This is a genomic window from Pseudoalteromonas sp. PA2MD11 (assembly GCF_017808125.1).
In the GTDB taxonomy this organism is placed as follows: domain Bacteria; phylum Pseudomonadota; class Gammaproteobacteria; order Enterobacterales; family Alteromonadaceae; genus Pseudoalteromonas; species Pseudoalteromonas simplex.
Genome location: NZ_JADKNF010000002.1, coordinates 219,821 through 237,125 on the forward strand (window position 1 = coordinate 219,821; position 17,305 = coordinate 237,125).

Annotated in this window: 14 protein-coding genes; 4 read left to right on the top strand and 10 right to left on the bottom strand. The window is 40.7% G+C overall.

The genetic code is table 11. From position 1 onward, the window contains the following. Window positions 1–60 precede the first annotated feature (60 nt). Window positions 61–1,413 carry a DUF2254 domain-containing protein gene (locus ISP07_RS03690; RefSeq protein WP_209326837.1) on the top strand — a complete coding sequence of 451 codons (1,353 nt, stop codon included), beginning with the start codon at window positions 61–63 and terminating at the stop codon, window positions 1,411–1,413. A gap of 6 nt (window positions 1,414–1,419) precedes the next feature. Here the strand turns inward: ISP07_RS03690 and ISP07_RS03695 are convergent, their stop codons facing one another. The 3 genes from ISP07_RS03695 to ggt form a co-directional block, all read right to left on the bottom strand. Next, entirely contained in the window at window positions 1,420–2,136 is a 717-nt protein-coding gene (locus ISP07_RS03695; RefSeq protein ID WP_209326838.1) for an SIMPL domain-containing protein, read from the bottom strand. A 133-nt stretch (window positions 2,137–2,269) separates the two neighbouring features. Beyond that, window positions 2,270–3,964 carry an NAD-dependent malic enzyme gene (locus ISP07_RS03700; RefSeq protein WP_209326969.1) on the bottom strand — a complete coding sequence of 565 codons (1,695 nt, stop codon included), beginning with the start codon at window positions 3,962–3,964 and terminating at the stop codon, window positions 2,270–2,272. A 174-nt stretch (window positions 3,965–4,138) separates the two neighbouring features. Continuing rightward, window positions 4,139–5,896 carry a gamma-glutamyltransferase gene (gene ggt, locus ISP07_RS03705; RefSeq protein ID WP_209326839.1) on the bottom strand — a complete coding sequence of 586 codons (1,758 nt, stop codon included), beginning with the start codon at window positions 5,894–5,896 and terminating at the stop codon, window positions 4,139–4,141. 85 nt (window positions 5,897–5,981) lie between these two features. On the opposite strand from ggt, the gene rrtA reads away from it, so the two are divergent. Further along, on the top strand, window positions 5,982–6,566 hold the full coding sequence (gene rrtA, locus ISP07_RS03710; protein ID WP_209326840.1) for a rhombosortase: 585 nt from the start codon (window positions 5,982–5,984) through the stop codon (window positions 6,564–6,566). Between the two features lie 64 nt (window positions 6,567–6,630). Here the strand turns inward: rrtA and ISP07_RS03715 are convergent, their stop codons facing one another. The 7 genes from ISP07_RS03715 to ISP07_RS03745 all read right to left on the bottom strand — a co-directional run bounded on the left by ISP07_RS03715 (window position 6,631) and on the right by ISP07_RS03745 (window position 15,175). Then, window positions 6,631–9,123 (bottom strand): prolyl oligopeptidase family serine peptidase, encoded by a 2,493-nt coding sequence (locus ISP07_RS03715; protein ID WP_209326841.1) that lies wholly within the window; start codon window positions 9,121–9,123, stop codon window positions 6,631–6,633. Window positions 9,124–9,228: 105 nt separating this feature from the next. Next, window positions 9,229–10,392 carry an endonuclease/exonuclease/phosphatase family protein gene (locus tag ISP07_RS03720; RefSeq protein ID WP_209326842.1) on the bottom strand — a complete coding sequence of 388 codons (1,164 nt, stop codon included), beginning with the start codon at window positions 10,390–10,392 and terminating at the stop codon, window positions 9,229–9,231. Next, window positions 10,389–11,321, bottom strand: a complete 933-nt coding sequence (locus ISP07_RS03725; RefSeq protein ID WP_166340101.1) for a YeiH family protein — start codon at window positions 11,319–11,321, stop codon at window positions 10,389–10,391. Before ISP07_RS03725 ends, ISP07_RS03720 begins: the two co-directional genes overlap by 4 nt. Continuing rightward, complete coding sequence (locus tag ISP07_RS03730) at window positions 11,318–11,548, bottom strand: DUF2798 domain-containing protein (protein ID WP_209326843.1); 231 nt, start codon at window positions 11,546–11,548, stop codon at window positions 11,318–11,320. The genes ISP07_RS03725 and ISP07_RS03730 overlap by 4 nt, the downstream gene beginning before the upstream one ends. A gap of 144 nt (window positions 11,549–11,692) precedes the next feature. Further along, window positions 11,693–12,841, bottom strand: coding sequence for a 5-(carboxyamino)imidazole ribonucleotide synthase (locus ISP07_RS03735; protein ID WP_209326844.1), 1,149 nt, complete (start codon window positions 12,839–12,841; stop codon window positions 11,693–11,695). A gap of 1 nt (window position 12,842) precedes the next feature. Then, on the bottom strand, window positions 12,843–13,325 hold the full coding sequence (gene purE, locus ISP07_RS03740) for a 5-(carboxyamino)imidazole ribonucleotide mutase (protein ID WP_054553887.1): 483 nt from the start codon (window positions 13,323–13,325) through the stop codon (window positions 12,843–12,845). A 263-nt stretch (window positions 13,326–13,588) separates the two neighbouring features. Then, window positions 13,589–15,175: an ABC-F family ATPase gene (locus ISP07_RS03745; RefSeq protein WP_209326970.1), complete on the bottom strand. Its 1,587-nt coding sequence runs from the start codon at window positions 15,173–15,175 to the stop codon at window positions 13,589–13,591. Window positions 15,176–15,380: 205 nt separating this feature from the next. Between ISP07_RS03745 and ISP07_RS03750 the strand changes: the two genes are divergently transcribed. Both ISP07_RS03750 and ISP07_RS03755 read left to right on the top strand, forming a co-directional pair. Continuing rightward, window positions 15,381–15,902: a TetR/AcrR family transcriptional regulator gene (locus ISP07_RS03750; protein ID WP_054553889.1), complete on the top strand. Its 522-nt coding sequence runs from the start codon at window positions 15,381–15,383 to the stop codon at window positions 15,900–15,902. A gap of 171 nt (window positions 15,903–16,073) precedes the next feature. Next, window positions 16,074–17,282 carry a porin gene (locus ISP07_RS03755; RefSeq protein ID WP_209326845.1) on the top strand — a complete coding sequence of 403 codons (1,209 nt, stop codon included), beginning with the start codon at window positions 16,074–16,076 and terminating at the stop codon, window positions 17,280–17,282. The last annotated feature ends 23 nt before the right edge of the window (window positions 17,283–17,305 follow it).

Genomic DNA, 17,305 nt, shown 5'->3' on the forward strand with positions numbered 1-17,305 from the left:
AGTAAGTAGTTAGGTTAGCTCAGTATGATATTTAATGTCTAACAGTTCTTAAGGAAGTGCATGTTTACGCCTAGAAAAATCGCCGATAACTACCGTGAAATGATCAGTAGTATCGGATTTTACCCATCAATGCTCTCTGTGGTGTTTTTAGTTTTTGGATTACTTACTACTGCGGTCGAGTACTCGTCATTATCAATGGAATTTAAAAAGCTGATTGGTGTGTTATTGGTCGATAGCGAAGAGAATGCCCGTACCATCCTCAGCACGCTTGCCGGCAGCATTATATCATTAACGGTTTTTAGTTTTTCTATGGTTATGGTGGTGCTGAATAGTGCTAGCGCCAGTCTTTCGCCGCGTGTGTTGCCGGGCCTTATTACCCGTAAGTCGCACCAATTAGTACTGGGGTTTTATCTTGGTAGTATTATCTACACCATATTAATGCTGATAAACATACGCACCATTGGTGATGGAGATATGGGTATTCCATCGCTTGGTATCTTCTTTTCATTGGTGTTTGGTTTAATTTCGCTTGGTTTTTTTGTGTTTTTTATTCACTCAATTTCAAAAGCAATTCAAGTCGATAATGTACTAAACGACTTGTTTAAAAATACCAAAGGCGAGCTTAAATGCATAATTGACATGCAACAACAAAATCCTGTTGAGCATTTTCCTGAGTTTGATGACTGGCATAGTGTTAAAAGTAAAACAGAAGGTTACTTTAAAGGGGCACATAGCGATAAATTGTGCGCCTTGTGCCAACAGCACGGTATTAAAATTTATATTTCGGTTAAACAAGGCTTCTTTACAGTAAAGGGATACCCTTTTTTAAAGTGTGATACTGACTTATCTGACAAACCTGAACTGGTAGAACAATTACTAGACTGCTTTATCTTTTATATCGAAGAATATATTAGTGACCATTACCGCTACGGTATGACACAAATTTCAGAAATCGCTGTTAAAGCTATGAGCCCGGGTATTAACGATCCCGGTACTGCGGTAAAAGCCATAGATATGTTGAGCATATTACTGATATTCCGCTTAGACATTTACGATGTGAATTACTCGCTTAAACGTTGCGAGAACAATCAACCGCACCTGTTTATTCACGAAACATCATTCGATGAGCTGCTGCATGATAACTTCACACCAATTCGTAACTACGCAAAAAATGACGCTTATGTCATGGTTAACGTGCTTGAGGCATTTAAAAACATATTGTTTAGAGCATCTGATAACGATAAAGCAACTGATAGCCTATTTGTTTATTTAGGGGCAATTATTGAAGATATAGATAAGCATATTAGTAATGAGTACGACCGTGAGCAGATCACTAATATGCTAAAAGCGATTGCTCGTATTTCAGAGCAACAAGGTGAAAAATTGCTGGCAAGGTTTACCAGCAATCAATAAGTTAACTTAGTTTTCGATTAAATAAACCGCATAGCTGCTTGCGGTAATCGTAAGCTCACCACCATTGTATGCATCAGGTACATAGTTATCTGGTGCAGCTTCTGCCATAACCATTTTGCTGGCACGCATATAAGGTTGGCTACCTGTATCAAGTGGGCTACTTGAAGCTGTATAAAGACCTTTAAGCTCTACCCCATAGTCATTGGCAAATTCTTTCGCCGCAGCACGGGCATCTTTAATGGCTAGCTTTTGCGCTTGCTTTTGTAGCTCTTCGTACTTGCTTGATACAAATTGCGTTTGATTAATTTCATTAATGCCCGAATTCACTAGTTGCTGAAGCATAATTGGGTATTTTTTTATATCACTTAAAGTTACAGACAGGCTACGCCTTACTCTATAACCTACAAACTCTTGCTTACCCGTTTCACGGTTATATTCTGTTTGGCGATTAATCGAGATATTAGACGCATAAATGCCCTTTTCTTCTACGCCTTGGTTTTTAGCGAGCTTAATCGCTTTCGCCATGGTTGCATCGGCTTTGTTTTTCGCGGCAATTAAATCTTTATCTACTTCAACAATACCTACTGTCAGTTTAACGTTATCAGGAATTGCTTTAACCGTTGCATTACCTTGTATATAAATATGTGGCGCATCAGGTGTTGCTTGTGCTAACACATTAAAACTAAGTGCTGCTGCCATAGCGGTAAAAACTAACTTACGCATAATACTGTTCCTTAATTTAAAACTCCGTTCATTATCACCTTAAAGGGTTAATTGAATATGAACAAGCCATTTTACAGATATAAAAAAACAGGCATAAAAAGCCTGTTTTTTCATTCACTAAAAGCGTTATAGCTTAGATACTACGGCGCTTGTAGTTGCGATACTCTGGAAGCCAGTAGTTTTTCTCGATTGCTGCCCATAGCGCTTCATCGCTCAGCTCAAGTGCCACACCTTCTTCCATCGCTTTTTTCGCAACCGCAAATGCAATACGTTTACTTAACGCTTGGATTTCAGTGAGTGCTGGTAATAAGCTGCCTTTACCAGTGTTTGCACGTGGTGAAGACTCAGCCAGTGTTTCACTTGATACAATTAACATTGCATCTGTGATGCGCGTTGCTTTAGCAGCAATAACACCTAAACCAATACCCGGGAAAATATAACTGTTGTTACATTGTGGGATTGGGAATGTTTGGCCGTTATACTCAACCGGATCAAATGGACTACCAGAAGCAACAATCGCTTGACCGTCTGTCCATTCGATTACATCAGCAGGAAGTGCTTCAACTTGCTTAGACGGATTACTTAGCGGGAAGATAATCGGTTGTGGGCAAGATGCGTGCATTGCACGAATAACCTGTTCAGTGAATAAACCAGGCTGGCCAGATACACCAATTAGAATGTCTGGTTGCGCACAGTGCATTACATCTAGAAGTGATGCGTACTCACCGCTGTAAGTCCACTCACTTAAGCCATCTTTAGATTGGCAAAGTGCTTGTTGGAAATCACGTAAGCCTTCCATACCTTCAGTAAGCAGACCAAAACGGTCAACCATGAAAATTTGCGAACGCGCTTGCTCATCGCTAATGCCTTCAGCAACCATAGTGCTAATGATTTGCTCAGCAATACCACAGCCTGCAGAGCCTGCACCAACAAACACAACTTTTTGCTCAGAAAGTTTCGCCCCTTTAACACGACATGCAGCGAGTAAAGAACCTACAGTAACTGCAGCAGTACCTTGAATGTCATCGTTAAAGCTACAGATTTCATCGCGGTAGCGTTTTAGTAATGGCATGGCATTTGGTTGTGCAAAGTCTTCAAACTGAAGTAAAACACTTGGCCAACGACGTTTAACTGCTTTAATGAATAGATCTAAAAATTCGTCATATTCTTCTTGCGAAATACGTTTATGGCGAGCACCCATGTACATAGGGTCGTTAAGTAGTTTTTCGTTGTTCGTACCAACATCAATCATCACTGGTAGCGTATAAGCTGGGCTAATACCACCACATGCTGTGTAAAGTGATAATTTACCAATTGGAATACCCATACCACCAATACCTTGGTCACCTAGACCAAGAATACGCTCACCGTCAGTCACAACGATAACTTTTACTTTGCCTTTAGTCGCGTTACGTAAAATATCATCAATTTGGAAACGATCTTCATAAGAAATAAATAGACCACGGGCACTGCGGTAGATGTCTGAGAACTTTTCACAAGCATCACCTACCGTTGGTGTGTAGATAATTGGCATCATTTCTTCAAGATGATCACGCACTAAACGGTAGTAAAGTGTTTCGTTGTTATCTTGAATAGCACGTAGGTAAATGTGCTTGTTTAAGTTATCGCTAAAGCTTGAATACTGTTGGTAACAACGCTCAACTTGTTCTTCGATCGTTTCATAACGCGGTGGCAGTAATCCGGCTAAGTTGAAATTTTCCCTTTCTTTTTGTGAAAAAGCACTGCCTTTATTTAATAGTGGCGTTTCAATCAGACCTGGGCCTGAATAAGGAATATAAAGATAATTTGGATCGGTATTTGTAGTCATATTTCCAAGCTTTGATGCGTCATAATTATGACCTGACATTATTACTCTTGAAGGCGAAATTGCAATGACAATTCACCTTGTCAGACCATTGAAGAAAATGAATTTTATGCCTTAAATGGCATTGCAGATAGTATACATGAAAACTCAGCAGCTTTAAGGCTGCTGAGCTTGTTTTTAGTGGCTTTTATCACTTAAAGCGATGCCTTCGCGGCGCGGATCGGCTGCGCCATAAAGTTTACCGTTTTTAACTTCAACAGCATGTAAACCAGAGTTTAAATCTAGGATACGAACTGTGTGTCCGCGGTTAACAAAATCAGCTTCAGCGTTGGCAAGCTCAGTGCCCTTTTCGAGGCTTGTGTAGTTGTTACGATTAGTAATGCGCGGTAAGTTAATGGCTGTTTGCGCATCTAGGTTCCAATCAAGCACACCTACAACCACTTGAGCTACATAATCAATAATACGGCTACCACCCGGCGAACCAACCACTAAACGTAAGCTGCCGTCTTTGTTAAACACCATGACTGGCGACATAGAACTACGCGGACGTTTACCTGCTTCAACACGATTAGCCAATGGCTTACCATTTTTGGTAGGCGATAAAGCAAAGTCGGTTAGTTGATTGTTTAAAATATACCCGTTCACCATTACTGTTGAACCAAACGCCATTTCGATAGAACTTGTCATCGACACAGCGTTACCTTGGCTATCGACAATCGAAACATGGGTCGTTGATGGCAGCTCGTATGCATCATCTTGCGCGTATGCAACTGAGTTTGGCGGTGTGCCTGCTTCTGCGTGAGTATCTTTTTCAGAAATAAGTTTTGCGCGACCAGCAATGTAGTTTTTATCGAGTAATCCTTGTGTCGGGATTGCCATAAAATCAGGGTCGCCCATATACACGTTGCGATCAGCAAACGCTAAACGTGATGCTTGGGTAAAGTAATGCAGAGCTTGAACAGAGTTTGGTTTAAGTTTAGCCATATCTTTATGTTCAAGTAAGGCTAAAATCTGTAACACAGCTACACCACCGCTACTAGGTGGTGCCATTGAGCACACTTCGTACTGGCGATAATCAACACACACAGGTGCGCGCTCTTTGCTTTTGTAATTGGCTAAGTCTTCAACCGTTAATGTACCCGGTGCAACAACTGAGTTTTGCACTGCATGCACAAGCTCTTTAGCGTTTTCACCTTTATAGAAAGCATCAATGCCCTGTTTCGCTATATCTTTATAAAGCGCGGCAAGTTCAGGGTTCTTTTTAACCGTACCTACAGCAAGCGGTTTACCATCAGGGAAGAAGTAGTCACGAATAACAGGTAGCTTAGTAACCCCTGGGTTTAACTCTTTAGCCAATAATTGATGTAAACGTGGCGACACAATAAAGCCTTTATCAGCCAATTCAATGGCAGGGGCAAACAAAGTTTGCCACTCTAACTTGCCATAACGTTTATGGGCAGTGGCAAAGGCATCTAAAATGCCCGGTACACCAACAGAACGGCCACCCACCACGGCTTCAATCCATTTTACGGCTTTGCCGTGTTTATCTAAAAACAACGTTTCGTCAACATTGCTTGGAGCCGTTTCACGGCCATCAAAGCTAGTTAGGCTTTTTGTTTTGTTGTCGAAGTACATCATAAATGTACCCCCACCGATCCCCGACGATTGCGGTTCTACCAGTGTCAGTACTAATTGCGTTGCAATAGCAGCGTCAACCGCTGAACCACCAAGCTCAAGCATTTTTTGCCCGGCTTTTACTGCATAAGGGTTTGCTGCAGCGACCATGTATTTATCGCCTTGAACAACCTGTTTATGAGCAAAGCCTGTTGCAGCTTCAGGTTCGCGAGTTTCAATTTTTGCAGGGGTTGCAAAAATAGCCGTTGAATAAATTAATGAGGTGGACAGAGCTAACAGCGCTTTGGTTTTGAATAACATAAATAAACTTAATCCCGTAGTGTATTTGGCATCTTAAAATTAAACGTGCACAATAGGCGACAATCTCAGATACAACAAAAATAACATGATAAACCTGCCCCTGAAACTAGAATATATTCTGCCCCCATTGTGTTTAGTAATACTAAGTTCCTTATTTGCTACGTTTAACTTAAATGAATATTTCGAATTTAACCGTGAGTTAGTTGCAAATGGTGAATTTTGGCGCATTTTCACTAGTCAATTCGTGCACGCGAATTGGCCCCACTTAGGCTTAAATTGTGCCGGAATTTTATTGATTTGGGCTCTACACGCTGAACATACAAGCTCTGCTCGCTATGCGTTTAATATTGCCATTCTTGCACTGTGGTGTGGCTTAGGTGTGTGGCTATTTTGCCCAGATATCCAAATTTACACCGGATTAAGTGCTCTACTGCACGGAGTGATCATTTGGGGAGCAGTTAAAGATGTACAAGCAGGCATGTTTTCAGGCTGGTTATTGTTTGCGGGCACCTGGGCTAAAGTGATTTGGGAGCAAATAGCAGGCCCGAGTGAATCGGTGAGTCAGTTAATCGCCTCTAATGTTGCCATTGATGCCCACTTTATCGGCGCAATTGGCGGCACTCTACTCGCTTTGCCTGTCTTTATAAAAATAATAAAAGATCGCGAGTAACTTAAGCCCCTAGTACATACAAAAACAGCCACTTAAAGTGGCTGTTTTTAATTTACGCTATTGATTAAAGCGTTTCTTTAAATAGCTTATGAATACGGCGGTATTCATCTAACCAGCTTGATGGTTGTACAAAACCATGCGGCTCAACTGGGAAGATCGCTGTTTCAAAGTTTTCTTTTTCAAGCTCAATTAAGCGTTGTACTAAGCGAACTGAGTCTTGGAAGAATACATTGTCATCAACCATAGGCGCATTAATTAATAAACGACTCTTAAGCCCTTCAGCAAAGTAAATTGGTGAGCTCTTTTCATAGGCAATTGGGTCAACATCTGGGTGGTTTAAGATGTTAGACGTATAAGGACCATTGTAGTGAGCCCAATCAGTTACCGGGCGAAGTGCAGCACCTGCTTTGAATAAATCAGGTTGCGTGAATAGCGCCATAAACGTCATGAAACCACCATAAGAACCACCATAAGTGCCTACAGCTTGCGTATCAACGTTTGCGTTGTCTGCCATCCAGCTTACGCCATCTGCTAAATCTTGGATTTCAGGTGTACCCATTTGACGATAAATAGCTGTACGCCAATCACGGCCATAACCTTTCGATGCACGGTAGTCCATGTCCATTACTACGTAGCCTTCTGAAGCCAGTAGTGAGTGGAACATAAACTCGCGGAAGTAACCAGACCAACCCATGTGTGAGTTTTGTAGGTAACCAGCACCGTGGTTAAAGATAACTGCTTTACGGTTTTTACCTGTTTCGCCTTCTTTATAATCAGCTGGGTAATATACTTTTGCGTAAATTGGCTGATCAGTGTGGCTTGAAGGGACAGCAACAATCTTAGGTGCAATTAGTTTCTTCGCTAAGAACTCATCAGAAACCGTGTGCGTTAACTGAGTTGCTTGGGTGTTTGCTTTTGCATCAGCAACATAAAGCTCAGGCGGCGACATAATTTTTGAGTGAGTTAGCAATAGTTTGCTTTCATCTGGGCTTAACTGGTAATCAGTCATACCATCAAGGTTGGTTACTTGCTCAGATTCACCGGTTGCAGGGTTTACACGATAGATTTCGTAAAGACCTGGGTGCTCAACGTTAGCTTTGTAGTAAATCGCTGAGTTATCAGCTGTTAACGTTAAGTTAGAAACAACAAATTGGCCTTTAGTTAGCTGCGTTGCTTTACCATTAAGTGGCTTTTTATAAATGTGGCTGTAACCAGACTCTTCAGATAAGTAGTAAAGCGTGTCTGAGTTGTTCAACCAACCAAAATCGTTGTATGCATAGTTAACCCATGCATCGTCGTGTAAGCGGTGCTGCGAAACAAGTTTGTTGTTTTGTGTATCAACAGTGGCTAACCAACGGTCTTTGTTGTCCCATGCTTCAAGCATTAGTGCCACTTGTGAACCATCTGTGTTCCATTGGATTGCACTTTGGTCCCAACCCCAATCCATCATTAAGTTGATGGCACGTGGTGCTTTTTCAGACTTATAAGTTTTGCCATCACGGGCGTAGTTTTCTTTCTTAACAGCTGCAAGTACATCTTCATCAAAACCAGGTAAGGTATCGAATGCAAGCGTTGTTTGCTCGCCTGATTTAAGGTCGATGTAAACAACGTCTGAGCTGATTGGTTTTTCATCAGCAACACGACGGCGTACTTTTTCTGCTTTTACGCGTGCATCATCGGCAATGTAATTAGGCATGATATCGCCTTCATCGCGCCATGAACGGCTTTCTGTGGTTACTGCAACAAGTGCTTGGCCATTTGGTGAAAGCTGTACATCTGCTAAACGCTTACCTTTACCTAAATAAAACTGTGCATTAGCAATGCTGTCGTTTTGCTCGTTGATTTGTGCTTTACGCTCTTCACTATCTTTTTTGTTTTTGTGAGTCAGCGCAATGTAATCAATTAGTTTGTGCTGCTCTTTTGCGATGTAAGTATCTGGCTCTTGTACACCTTTAGGTGCATCGTCTAGGTGTAAGTTAACTAATTCAACTTGACGACCCGTTGCTAAATCAACTTTATAAAATGCATTACCTTGGCGATATGCAAGGCTACCATCAGTTAAAAACTGTGGTTTTGATTGCTTTGCGCTATCGTGAGTGATTTGTGTAATTTGCCCAGTGCTTAGGTTTTTAACGAAGATATTACCTTCAAATGCATAAGCCTGTTGCTTCTTATCTGCAGAATAAACGGCATTTTTAGCGCCTACAGTGTGTAGTTTGTTTAACGCTAATTGTGATGCAGATTGGCTATTTACCGCTTGAACGTATAAATCGCGTAACTCATTGCCTTGTTGTTTTTGTGCATAAACGATGCTGTTAGAATCACCATTCCAGAAAGCACGCTCAGGCTGACGGCCTAACCAATCAGGGTGAGCCATTGCTTGCTCTAACGTGATTTCAGCTGAACCTGTATCAGCAGGAGTAGCAACAACTGGCGCTACATTGGTAACTTGTTCTTCAGAAGGCGTTGAGGCGGTTGATTGACAACCTGCTAGCATGAAGCTAGATGCGACTGCTAGAGCCACTAACGTTTTATTAGCAGTGGTTTTGAATTTCATAGTGCTTCTTACGGGTTATTATAATTCGCCCTATTTAAGCAGAAGCACTGATGAAATAGCAATTTTTATAGGATAAACAGCCAAACTTTTCCGTTTAATAACAGCTTATTTTAAGCTGATATCAAGCCATACCATACGGTGATCAGATGATGCGTTACGATCTTTAATTAAACGGAACAGTTCAGAGTTTTTCTGTGGCCAAAAAACGCCACCATCGTTTATTTCAATACCATAATTTGATGGCAAAACGTAATCAGCACGCGCCTGCCAATAAGCAGTATAGTTTTTAGCGTAATCTTCTTTATACGACTCTTTAGCGCCTTTGCTTGTTGGCGTAAAAGAGGTATTCACTAATGGATTTTTTAAAATTTGGTCAGTAGTTATCGGGCGTGCCTTACCCCCTTCTGGCGCAGCATTTAAGTCACCAACAATAACAAAACGGCTTTTCGCTTTTAAGCCACCTTTTTGACCTTTATCATCGTAAATGTAGTTAGCATTGTTGATGTAATCCGCAATTAAGCGTACTTCATCGTGGTTACGCTTACCGTTGCGGTCTTCGTCACCATCAAAAACTGGCGGCGTTGGGTGCGAAGCAAGCAAATGAAACGTTTTGCCTTTTACATCTATAGGTAAATCCCAAAATGATTTAGAACTTAGGTGAATTGCTTGCCATTCCTCAGCAGAATACCAATCTTTACCTGTTTTAGGGTCGGCAGGCATTTGTGCATTTGGCATATCTTTGTATTTAAATGTTTGTAATGTACGCGCTTTATCCAAATCGATTGGGTAGCGCGACAATACAGCCATTGCATAATGCCCCTCAAAGAAACCAAAGCCGTGTGCGTCACCTTTGTAATGCCCCTTTACACCATCGTTATCTAGGTCAAACTCAGTAGGTAAACCAGTGTTAACAGGTGCAATAAAGTAATACGGGTAATCTATTGCAACTTGCTTATTTTGCGATACTTGCAGGTAGTTTTTACGAAATACGTTAATGCCTTTGTCTGCATCAATATAATCAAACTCATTGAGTAAAATTACATCAGGTCTTACGCGCTGAATAATTTCGGCAATGTTACGAATTTGCTGGTGGTTGCTCGCTAATGCTTTACTTAAAGCATCTTTATCTATTGCTTCGCCTTTTTTAGCATAGTTAGTTGCATCCATACTCACATTAAAGGTGGCAACACGTAAATCAGCAGCCGATACATTATTAGCAAATAAGCCTACAGCCAGTGCTATTGAAGAAGTTAATAAAGCGTTTTTCATGAAATAAATCCGTCTACTATAAGTAGTAAAATAATACTGCTGACAATGATCCATAAGATCATCGCCATGATAAAAGGTTTAATGCCCGCTTGTTTTAAGACTGAAATAGATAAACCACTACCAATCAAAAATAAAGTCATTACTAACACTTGTTTAGCACCCACATTGAGTGCATGCCACAGTGTTTGATACTCAGGAAAGCTCGAGTTAATTAGCGCCGCCGCTAAAAAGCCAAATATAAACAATGGGATACTGGCTTTTTCATCCGATTTCCAAAACACACCCGCGATGCTTGTGTAAGGGATTATCCACATCGCTCTGGTCAGTTTAATGGTTGTGGCAATAGCAAGTGCTGATGCGCCATAAGCGGCGGAAGCCCCCACTACACTGCTGGTATCGTGAATAGCAAGTGCCGCCCAAACACCGAATTGTTGCTCAGTCAGGCCAAAGTAATGACCAATCATTGGGAATAACACTAAGCCAAGGGCGTTTAATAAAAACACCACAGCGAGTGATATGGCTACTTCGTGATCTTTGGCCTTTATAACCGGTGCCATTGCAGCTATGGCGCTACCACCACAAATGGCGGTACCAAATGAAATGAGCACACCGGTGTTTTTATTTAACTTAAATAGCTGAGATAAAATTTCACCAAGGCCAATAATAGCGGTAATACTGACAATAGTAAGCACAATAGAGCTGCGCCCTACTTCTATAACTTGATTAAAATCAACAGCAAAGCCTAAGCCAATCACCGCCAACTTTAGCATCCATTTACTTATTTTTTGTGACTGCACTGCAAATGGGTTGCCTAATATCATGGCAAATAAAGCACCGACGACAAGTGCTGTAGCAGAGCCAACAAATGGTAATGCTGATACTAAAAATAGTGCAATAAATAGAAACTGCTTTGGGCGTTCGGCAATCACAACGGTGCTCTGATAAGTTTATTGGTTAGCTTATGCACCACAGGCGCAACAAAAATAACGGTAGGAAATGCCACGCAAAATGCAAAAGCCCATGCTTTAAGCCAAATGGTTGTAATGTTATCGATTAAACCAACGTTAAAAATGCTGATCACTAAAGACATAAATCCAGACATAAACAGCGCCATAAAGAACGCAAATACGACTGTTCTTAATCGAGGATGTAACATAACGATCTAATATTAATATAAAAATATTAGTCTATAGCAAGATGACCCTGACGCAAGTGCTTTGAGACAAGAGGTACAAAATTAGCGAAGTTTGCGGGTAATTAAAAAGCCGAGATAAACTCGGCTTTTAAGAATTTAAACTGATTAGTTTAAAATAAGTTGAGTGCTGGTAGCTGCTACACCTGGGTAGTCTTGCTCAGGCAAGATTTCGGCCAGTGCCGCTAAACGTTCACCTAATTGGTGAAGGTTATCAGCCGATACATTGATATGACCCATCTTACGACCTGGTTTAGCCGTTTTACCATACCAGTGACTTGTAACGTCTTGCGTTGCCAGTACTGAGTGTGGAATTGAAGGCTGACCAAGTACGTTGATCATAGCGGTAGGACGAAGACACGCTGTACTACCTAATGGTAAACCTGCAACAGCGCGCATGTGGTTTTCGAACTGTGAGCAATGTGTACCCTGCTGTGTCCAGTGACCAGAGTTATGAACGCGTGGCGCAATTTCGTTAACTAATAACGTACCTTGTACATCAAAAAACTCAATTGCTAATACACCTACATAGTCAAGCTCTTGCGCAAGCTTGTTAAAAGCAAGCTCTGCTTGTTCTTGAATTGCTGCTTTTTCTTTACCCGCAACTGAAAGCGTAAGCACACCATTGGTGTGTTGGTTTTCAGTCAATGGATAAATAACAGTGTTACCCGCTTTGTCGCGTGCACCAATGATAGATACTTCACGGTCAAATGGGATCATCTTTTCAGCGATAATAGAATGCGGCGCAGTTTCGGTACCTGATGCAATGAAATCTGCCATTTCTGACCAGATTTGGTCAATTTGATCATCAGACTTTAAGCGCCACTGACCTTTACCATCGTAACCTGCTTGGCAAGTTTTGATCACAAGCGGCTTGCCTAAACGCTCTACGGCAGCAACAAGGTGCGCTTTTTCTGTAATTAGCTGGTAAGGCGCGCATTCAACATTAGTTTTATCAAGTAATGCTTTTTCAAGTGCGCGATCGCCACCTGTTTTAATTGCCGCTTTACCCGGATAAAACTTATTGCTTTGACAACATAGTGTAAGTACATCATCAGGAATGTGTTCAAACTCAGCTGTAATTGCGTCTGCTTTATCAATAGCTTGTTGTAATGTGCTGTTATGAACTTCACCTGTTAATGGATGAATGATTTTTTCACTACCCACATCGTAGGCAACAACATTTAAATCAAGCGGTGCACCCGCTAAGCTCATCATGCGAGCTAACTGACCTGCACCTAAAATTAGAATATTCATATTACTCTGCAGGATTAGGGTTAGCTAAGATAGTGTCTGTTTGTTCTTTACGGAAAGCTTCAACTTTTGCGAAGATTTCAGGCTGTTGGCAACCTAAAATTTGTGCCGCTAAAAGGCCAGCATTTGCAGCGCCTGCTTCACCAATAGCAAGAGTACCTACCGCAACACCTTTAGGCATTTGGCAAATAGATAATAATGAATCAACACCATTAAGTGTTTTAGACTTAACTGGTACACCTAAAACTGGCAGTGATGTAAACGCCGCAGCCATACCTGGTAGGTGCGCAGCACCACCGGCACCTGCAATAATAATTTTAATGCCACGATCTGCAGCTGAGCTTGCATAGTCAGCAAGTAATTGAGGGGTACGGTGAGCAGAAACAACTTTAGTTTCGTATTCAATGCCGAATTTTTCTAGCATTAACGCCGCATGTTCCATCGTTGGCCAGTCTGATTTGGAACCCATAATAATGCCAACAGTCATAAATACACCTCAGTTAAATAGTTTTCTAAAAAGCGGACTTTTGTCCTTATTTTGTGGCGGGTATTATATACCTAAGTAACATCAAGATGCGAGTTTCAGTTGGAATTAAAAGTGATTTAGGCAAGGCATTGATTGCAAATAATTGTGGCTCTATTGTTAAAATCAAAAACACAGTATAAATCGCTTTTAAACCACATCAAGATGCGACTCTAGAAGCACAAAAAAGCCATGACATGCATGGCTTTTAATCACTCATCAGCTAATTAAGCTTCTTTGCTTGCTAAGTACTCAGTGTATGTACCTTTAAAGTCGATAACTTTACCGTCTTTGATTTCCCAAATACGGTTTGCAAGCGATGATACAAATTGTCTATCGTGTGATACGAACAATAATGTCCCTTCGTATGCTTCAAGTGCTAAGTTAAGCGCTTCGATAGATTCCATATCCATGTGGTTGGTTGGCTCATCCATTAATAAGATGTTTGGTTTATGCATCATAATTTTGCCAAACAGCATACGGCCTTGCTCACCGCCTGAAATCACTTTTACTGACTTTTTGATATCGTTTTGTGAAAACAGCATACGACCTAAGAAACTACGAACAACTTGTTCGTCGTCACCTTCTTGTTGCCATTGTTCCATCCACTCAAATAAGTTCATGTCTTGTTCGAACTCGTCAGCATGGTCTTGAGCGTAATAACCTATATTAGCGTTATCAGACCATTTAAATTCACCTTGCTTCGGTGCTAAACGACCAGCAAGGGTATTTAATAGTGTGGTTTTACCAACACCGTTCTCACCGATAATTGCAATGCGCTCGCCTACTTCAACTAGGCCTTCAAGGCCGCTGAAAAGCATTTCGTCAAACCCTTGCGCTAAGTTTGTTAACTCTAAGGCATTACGGAATAGCTGCTTTTCTTGTTCAAAGCGAATAAACGGGCTTTGACGCGAAGATGCTTTAACTTCTTCAAGCTGAATTTTGTCAATTTGTTTAGCACGAGATGTGGCTTGTTTTGCTTTTGAAGCGTTCGCAGAGAAGCGAGATACGAACTGTTGAAGTTCGGCAATTTGGCTTTTCTTCTTGGCATTTTCGCTTAGTAGACGCTCACGAGCTTGCGTTGCTGCAAACATGTACTCATCGTAATTACCAGGGTAAATACGAAGCTCTCCGTAATCGATGTCAGCCATGTGTGTACATACTGAGTTTAAGAAGTGACGGTCGTGCGAAATGATGATCATGGTACAGTCGCGCTGGTTTAGAACGTCTTCTAACCATTTAATGGTGTAAATGTCCAAGTTATTGGTAGGCTCATCAAGTAGCATGATATCTGGATCAGAAAACAGCACTTGCGCAAGTAACACACGCAGTTTAAAACCTGGCGCGATTTCAGACATAGGGCCGTAGTGTTGCTCTGTGCCAATACCTACACCAATTAGTAACTCACCTGCTTTAGCTTCTGCCGAGTAACCATCCATTTCGGCAAACTCTGTTTCTAGGTCTGCAACACGCATACCGTCTTCTTCGCTCATCTCAGGTAAGCTATAAATACGGTCACGTTCTTTTTTTACTTCCCACAGCTCTTTATGACCCATGATCACTGTGTCGATTACAGAAAACTCTTCGTAAGCAAACTGGTCTTGGTTTAGTTTAGCAATACGCTCGTTTGGATCTGTGCTGACATTACCTGAAGATGGCTCTAGTTCACCACTTAGGATTTTCATGAAGGTTGATTTACCACAGCCATTCGCACCGATTAAACCGTAACGGTTACCATCGCCAAATTTTGCTGAGATATTTTCGAATAAAGGTTTAGCACCAAATTGCATGGTGATATTAGCTGTACTAATGATAGCGGTACCCTCCAGCGGGTAAAAAGTAAAAACGAAACTGCGGGCAATTTTAAACTAAAGCCGCTTGGCACGCCATGAAAGATTAGTTAAATCAATTCCTCAATTTACAACTTAAATTGTTAGGTCTACATTTAGTGAACACGCTCACTTTTATTAGTGAACGCGCTCACTTTTAAATTTAACTATAAAAATTAAGATATTAGCTATGGGTAATTACGATAAGACACATCAGCATATTTTAAATGTTGCTTGGCAACTTTTTTCTAAACATGGGTTCAATGAAACCTCTACACGGCAAATATCTTCTACTTGTGGTATTGCAATCGGTACTTTGTTTAAACATTTTGATAGTAAGATTGCGATTTTAGAAGCATGTCTTGATCTAAGGTTTCATGACGTATTAGAACTTGCCAAAGAAACCGACATTCACCGCCCTCCTCGCCTTAAAATCAATCATTATGCTCAATACTTTTATCAATTTTACTGTTTACATCACCGCTTTTATAAAGTGCTTTTTAGCCAACGCTTGTTCTGCAAAACCTTTCAACAACAACACATGGAACTAATTCAATCATTAGTATTTGCCGATCAACCCCAATTTAATAAAGTTAAAGCAGCTATATTACTCGACTGCTATTTTATGACCTTATTGTATGGATTGGGCGCTGAAACTCCGAATACAAAATTAATGCTGAGAACGCTGAGTCAGAAAGTGTCTATATTTTAAGCTCAATAACTCATTGATAATTCGATATTGTGAACCTAAAGTGAATAATTTTTCCTCAAACAAGGTTTGTTGCATGATAATTTTTCACTTTTTACCCAATTTTAGCTTTGATAATCTCCGAGTCTTAACTAAATTATACCTATTAGGGACAATATTTAATCAAGGTACATTATGAAAAGAACACACGCTGCCTTTTTTGTTGCGGGCATGATAACCATGCCTACAGCGAATGCCATCGAGATCTACAACGATCAAACCAATAGTGTCACTATAGGTGGCTTTATAGATGCAAGGGTTATTAATACACAAGGTGAAACAGAGGTAGTTAATGGTGCATCACGGATCAATTTAGATTTTAAGCGTCAATTAAAAAATGGCTGGCAAGCCTTGGCATTATTAGAATGGGGTGTAAACCCTGTTGGTAGTAGTGACATCGTTTACAGCAATCGCTTTGAATCAATTCAAGATGAGTTTTTATATAACCGACTTGGCTATGTTGGCCTTAAACATGAAGACTATGGTCAAATTACACTAGGCAAACAATGGGGTGCATGGTATGACGTTGTTTATAACACCAACTACAGTTTAGTGTGGGATGGTAACGCCGCGGGTGTTTATACCTACAATAAAGATGACGGTGCAGTAAATGGTACTGGTCGCGGTGATAAAGTACTACAGTATCGTAATACGTGGGGAAAATTTCATCTTGCCCTACAAGCGCAACTAAAATCAGATGACTTTTATACCTGCGACATTGCAGACATATCACGAAGTTCATGTGAACTGTTATTTAATCAAGGTAATGCCGCAGCACAAAGAGTAGAGTTTAATTCAACCTATGGTGCGGCTATCACCTACAATGCAACAAATAATTTAAAATTTACTGCAGGGGTTAACCGCGGCGAATTTGATATTGTTTATGCAAACGGTCGCGATCAACTCGTTACAGATCTTATCTATGGTGTTGGTGTTACTTATGGTGATTTTTATAAACCAGGCTGGTATGCATCAGCAAATATAAATAAAAACGAAAACCACGACACCGACAATTTAGGACGCTTAATCAAAGATGCCGTTGGTTTAGAGTCAATTCTAAGTTATCGCTTTGATAATGACATTCGTACTTTTGTTGCCTATAACGTATTTGATGCAGGTAGTGACTATGTTATTCAGCCTAATTTTAATGCCGACCCTGAAGATGTGTTTAAACGCCAATTTGCAGTTTTAGGTGTGCACTACTTTATGGCTGAAGATACCATTTTATATATCGAAGCTCGTAAGGATTTTAGTGACTTTTCAAGTAATGACGCAGAGCAAGAAGCACAGATGTCTCAGACCGAAGATGACGGTATAGCTATCGGATTTAATTATACTTTGTAGTTACCATTAACACTAAAGCCCAC

Bases quoted from the DNA above. Each gene is read 5' to 3' on its own strand.
- ISP07_RS03690 (WP_209326837.1), top strand. From the start codon at position 61: ATGTTTACGCCTAGAAAAATCGCCGATAACTACCGTGAAATGATCAGT.
- ISP07_RS03695 (WP_209326838.1), bottom strand. From the start codon at position 2,136: ATGCGTAAGTTAGTTTTTACCGCTATGGCAGCAGCACTTAGTTTTAAT.
- ISP07_RS03700 (WP_209326969.1), bottom strand. From the start codon at position 3,964: ATGACTACAAATACCGATCCAAATTATCTTTATATTCCTTATTCAGGC.
- ggt (WP_209326839.1), bottom strand. From the start codon at position 5,896: ATGTTATTCAAAACCAAAGCGCTGTTAGCTCTGTCCACCTCATTAATT.
- rrtA (WP_209326840.1), top strand. From the start codon at position 5,982: ATGATAAACCTGCCCCTGAAACTAGAATATATTCTGCCCCCATTGTGT.
- ISP07_RS03715 (WP_209326841.1), bottom strand. From the start codon at position 9,123: ATGAAATTCAAAACCACTGCTAATAAAACGTTAGTGGCTCTAGCAGTC.
- ISP07_RS03720 (WP_209326842.1), bottom strand. From the start codon at position 10,392: ATGAAAAACGCTTTATTAACTTCTTCAATAGCACTGGCTGTAGGCTTA.
- ISP07_RS03730 (WP_209326843.1), bottom strand. From the start codon at position 11,548: ATGTTACATCCTCGATTAAGAACAGTCGTATTTGCGTTCTTTATGGCG.
- ISP07_RS03735 (WP_209326844.1), bottom strand. From the start codon at position 12,841: ATGAATATTCTAATTTTAGGTGCAGGTCAGTTAGCTCGCATGATGAGC.
- purE (WP_054553887.1), bottom strand. From the start codon at position 13,325: ATGACTGTTGGCATTATTATGGGTTCCAAATCAGACTGGCCAACGATG.
- ISP07_RS03750 (WP_054553889.1), top strand. From the start codon at position 15,381: ATGGGTAATTACGATAAGACACATCAGCATATTTTAAATGTTGCTTGG.
- ISP07_RS03755 (WP_209326845.1), top strand. From the start codon at position 16,074: ATGAAAAGAACACACGCTGCCTTTTTTGTTGCGGGCATGATAACCATG.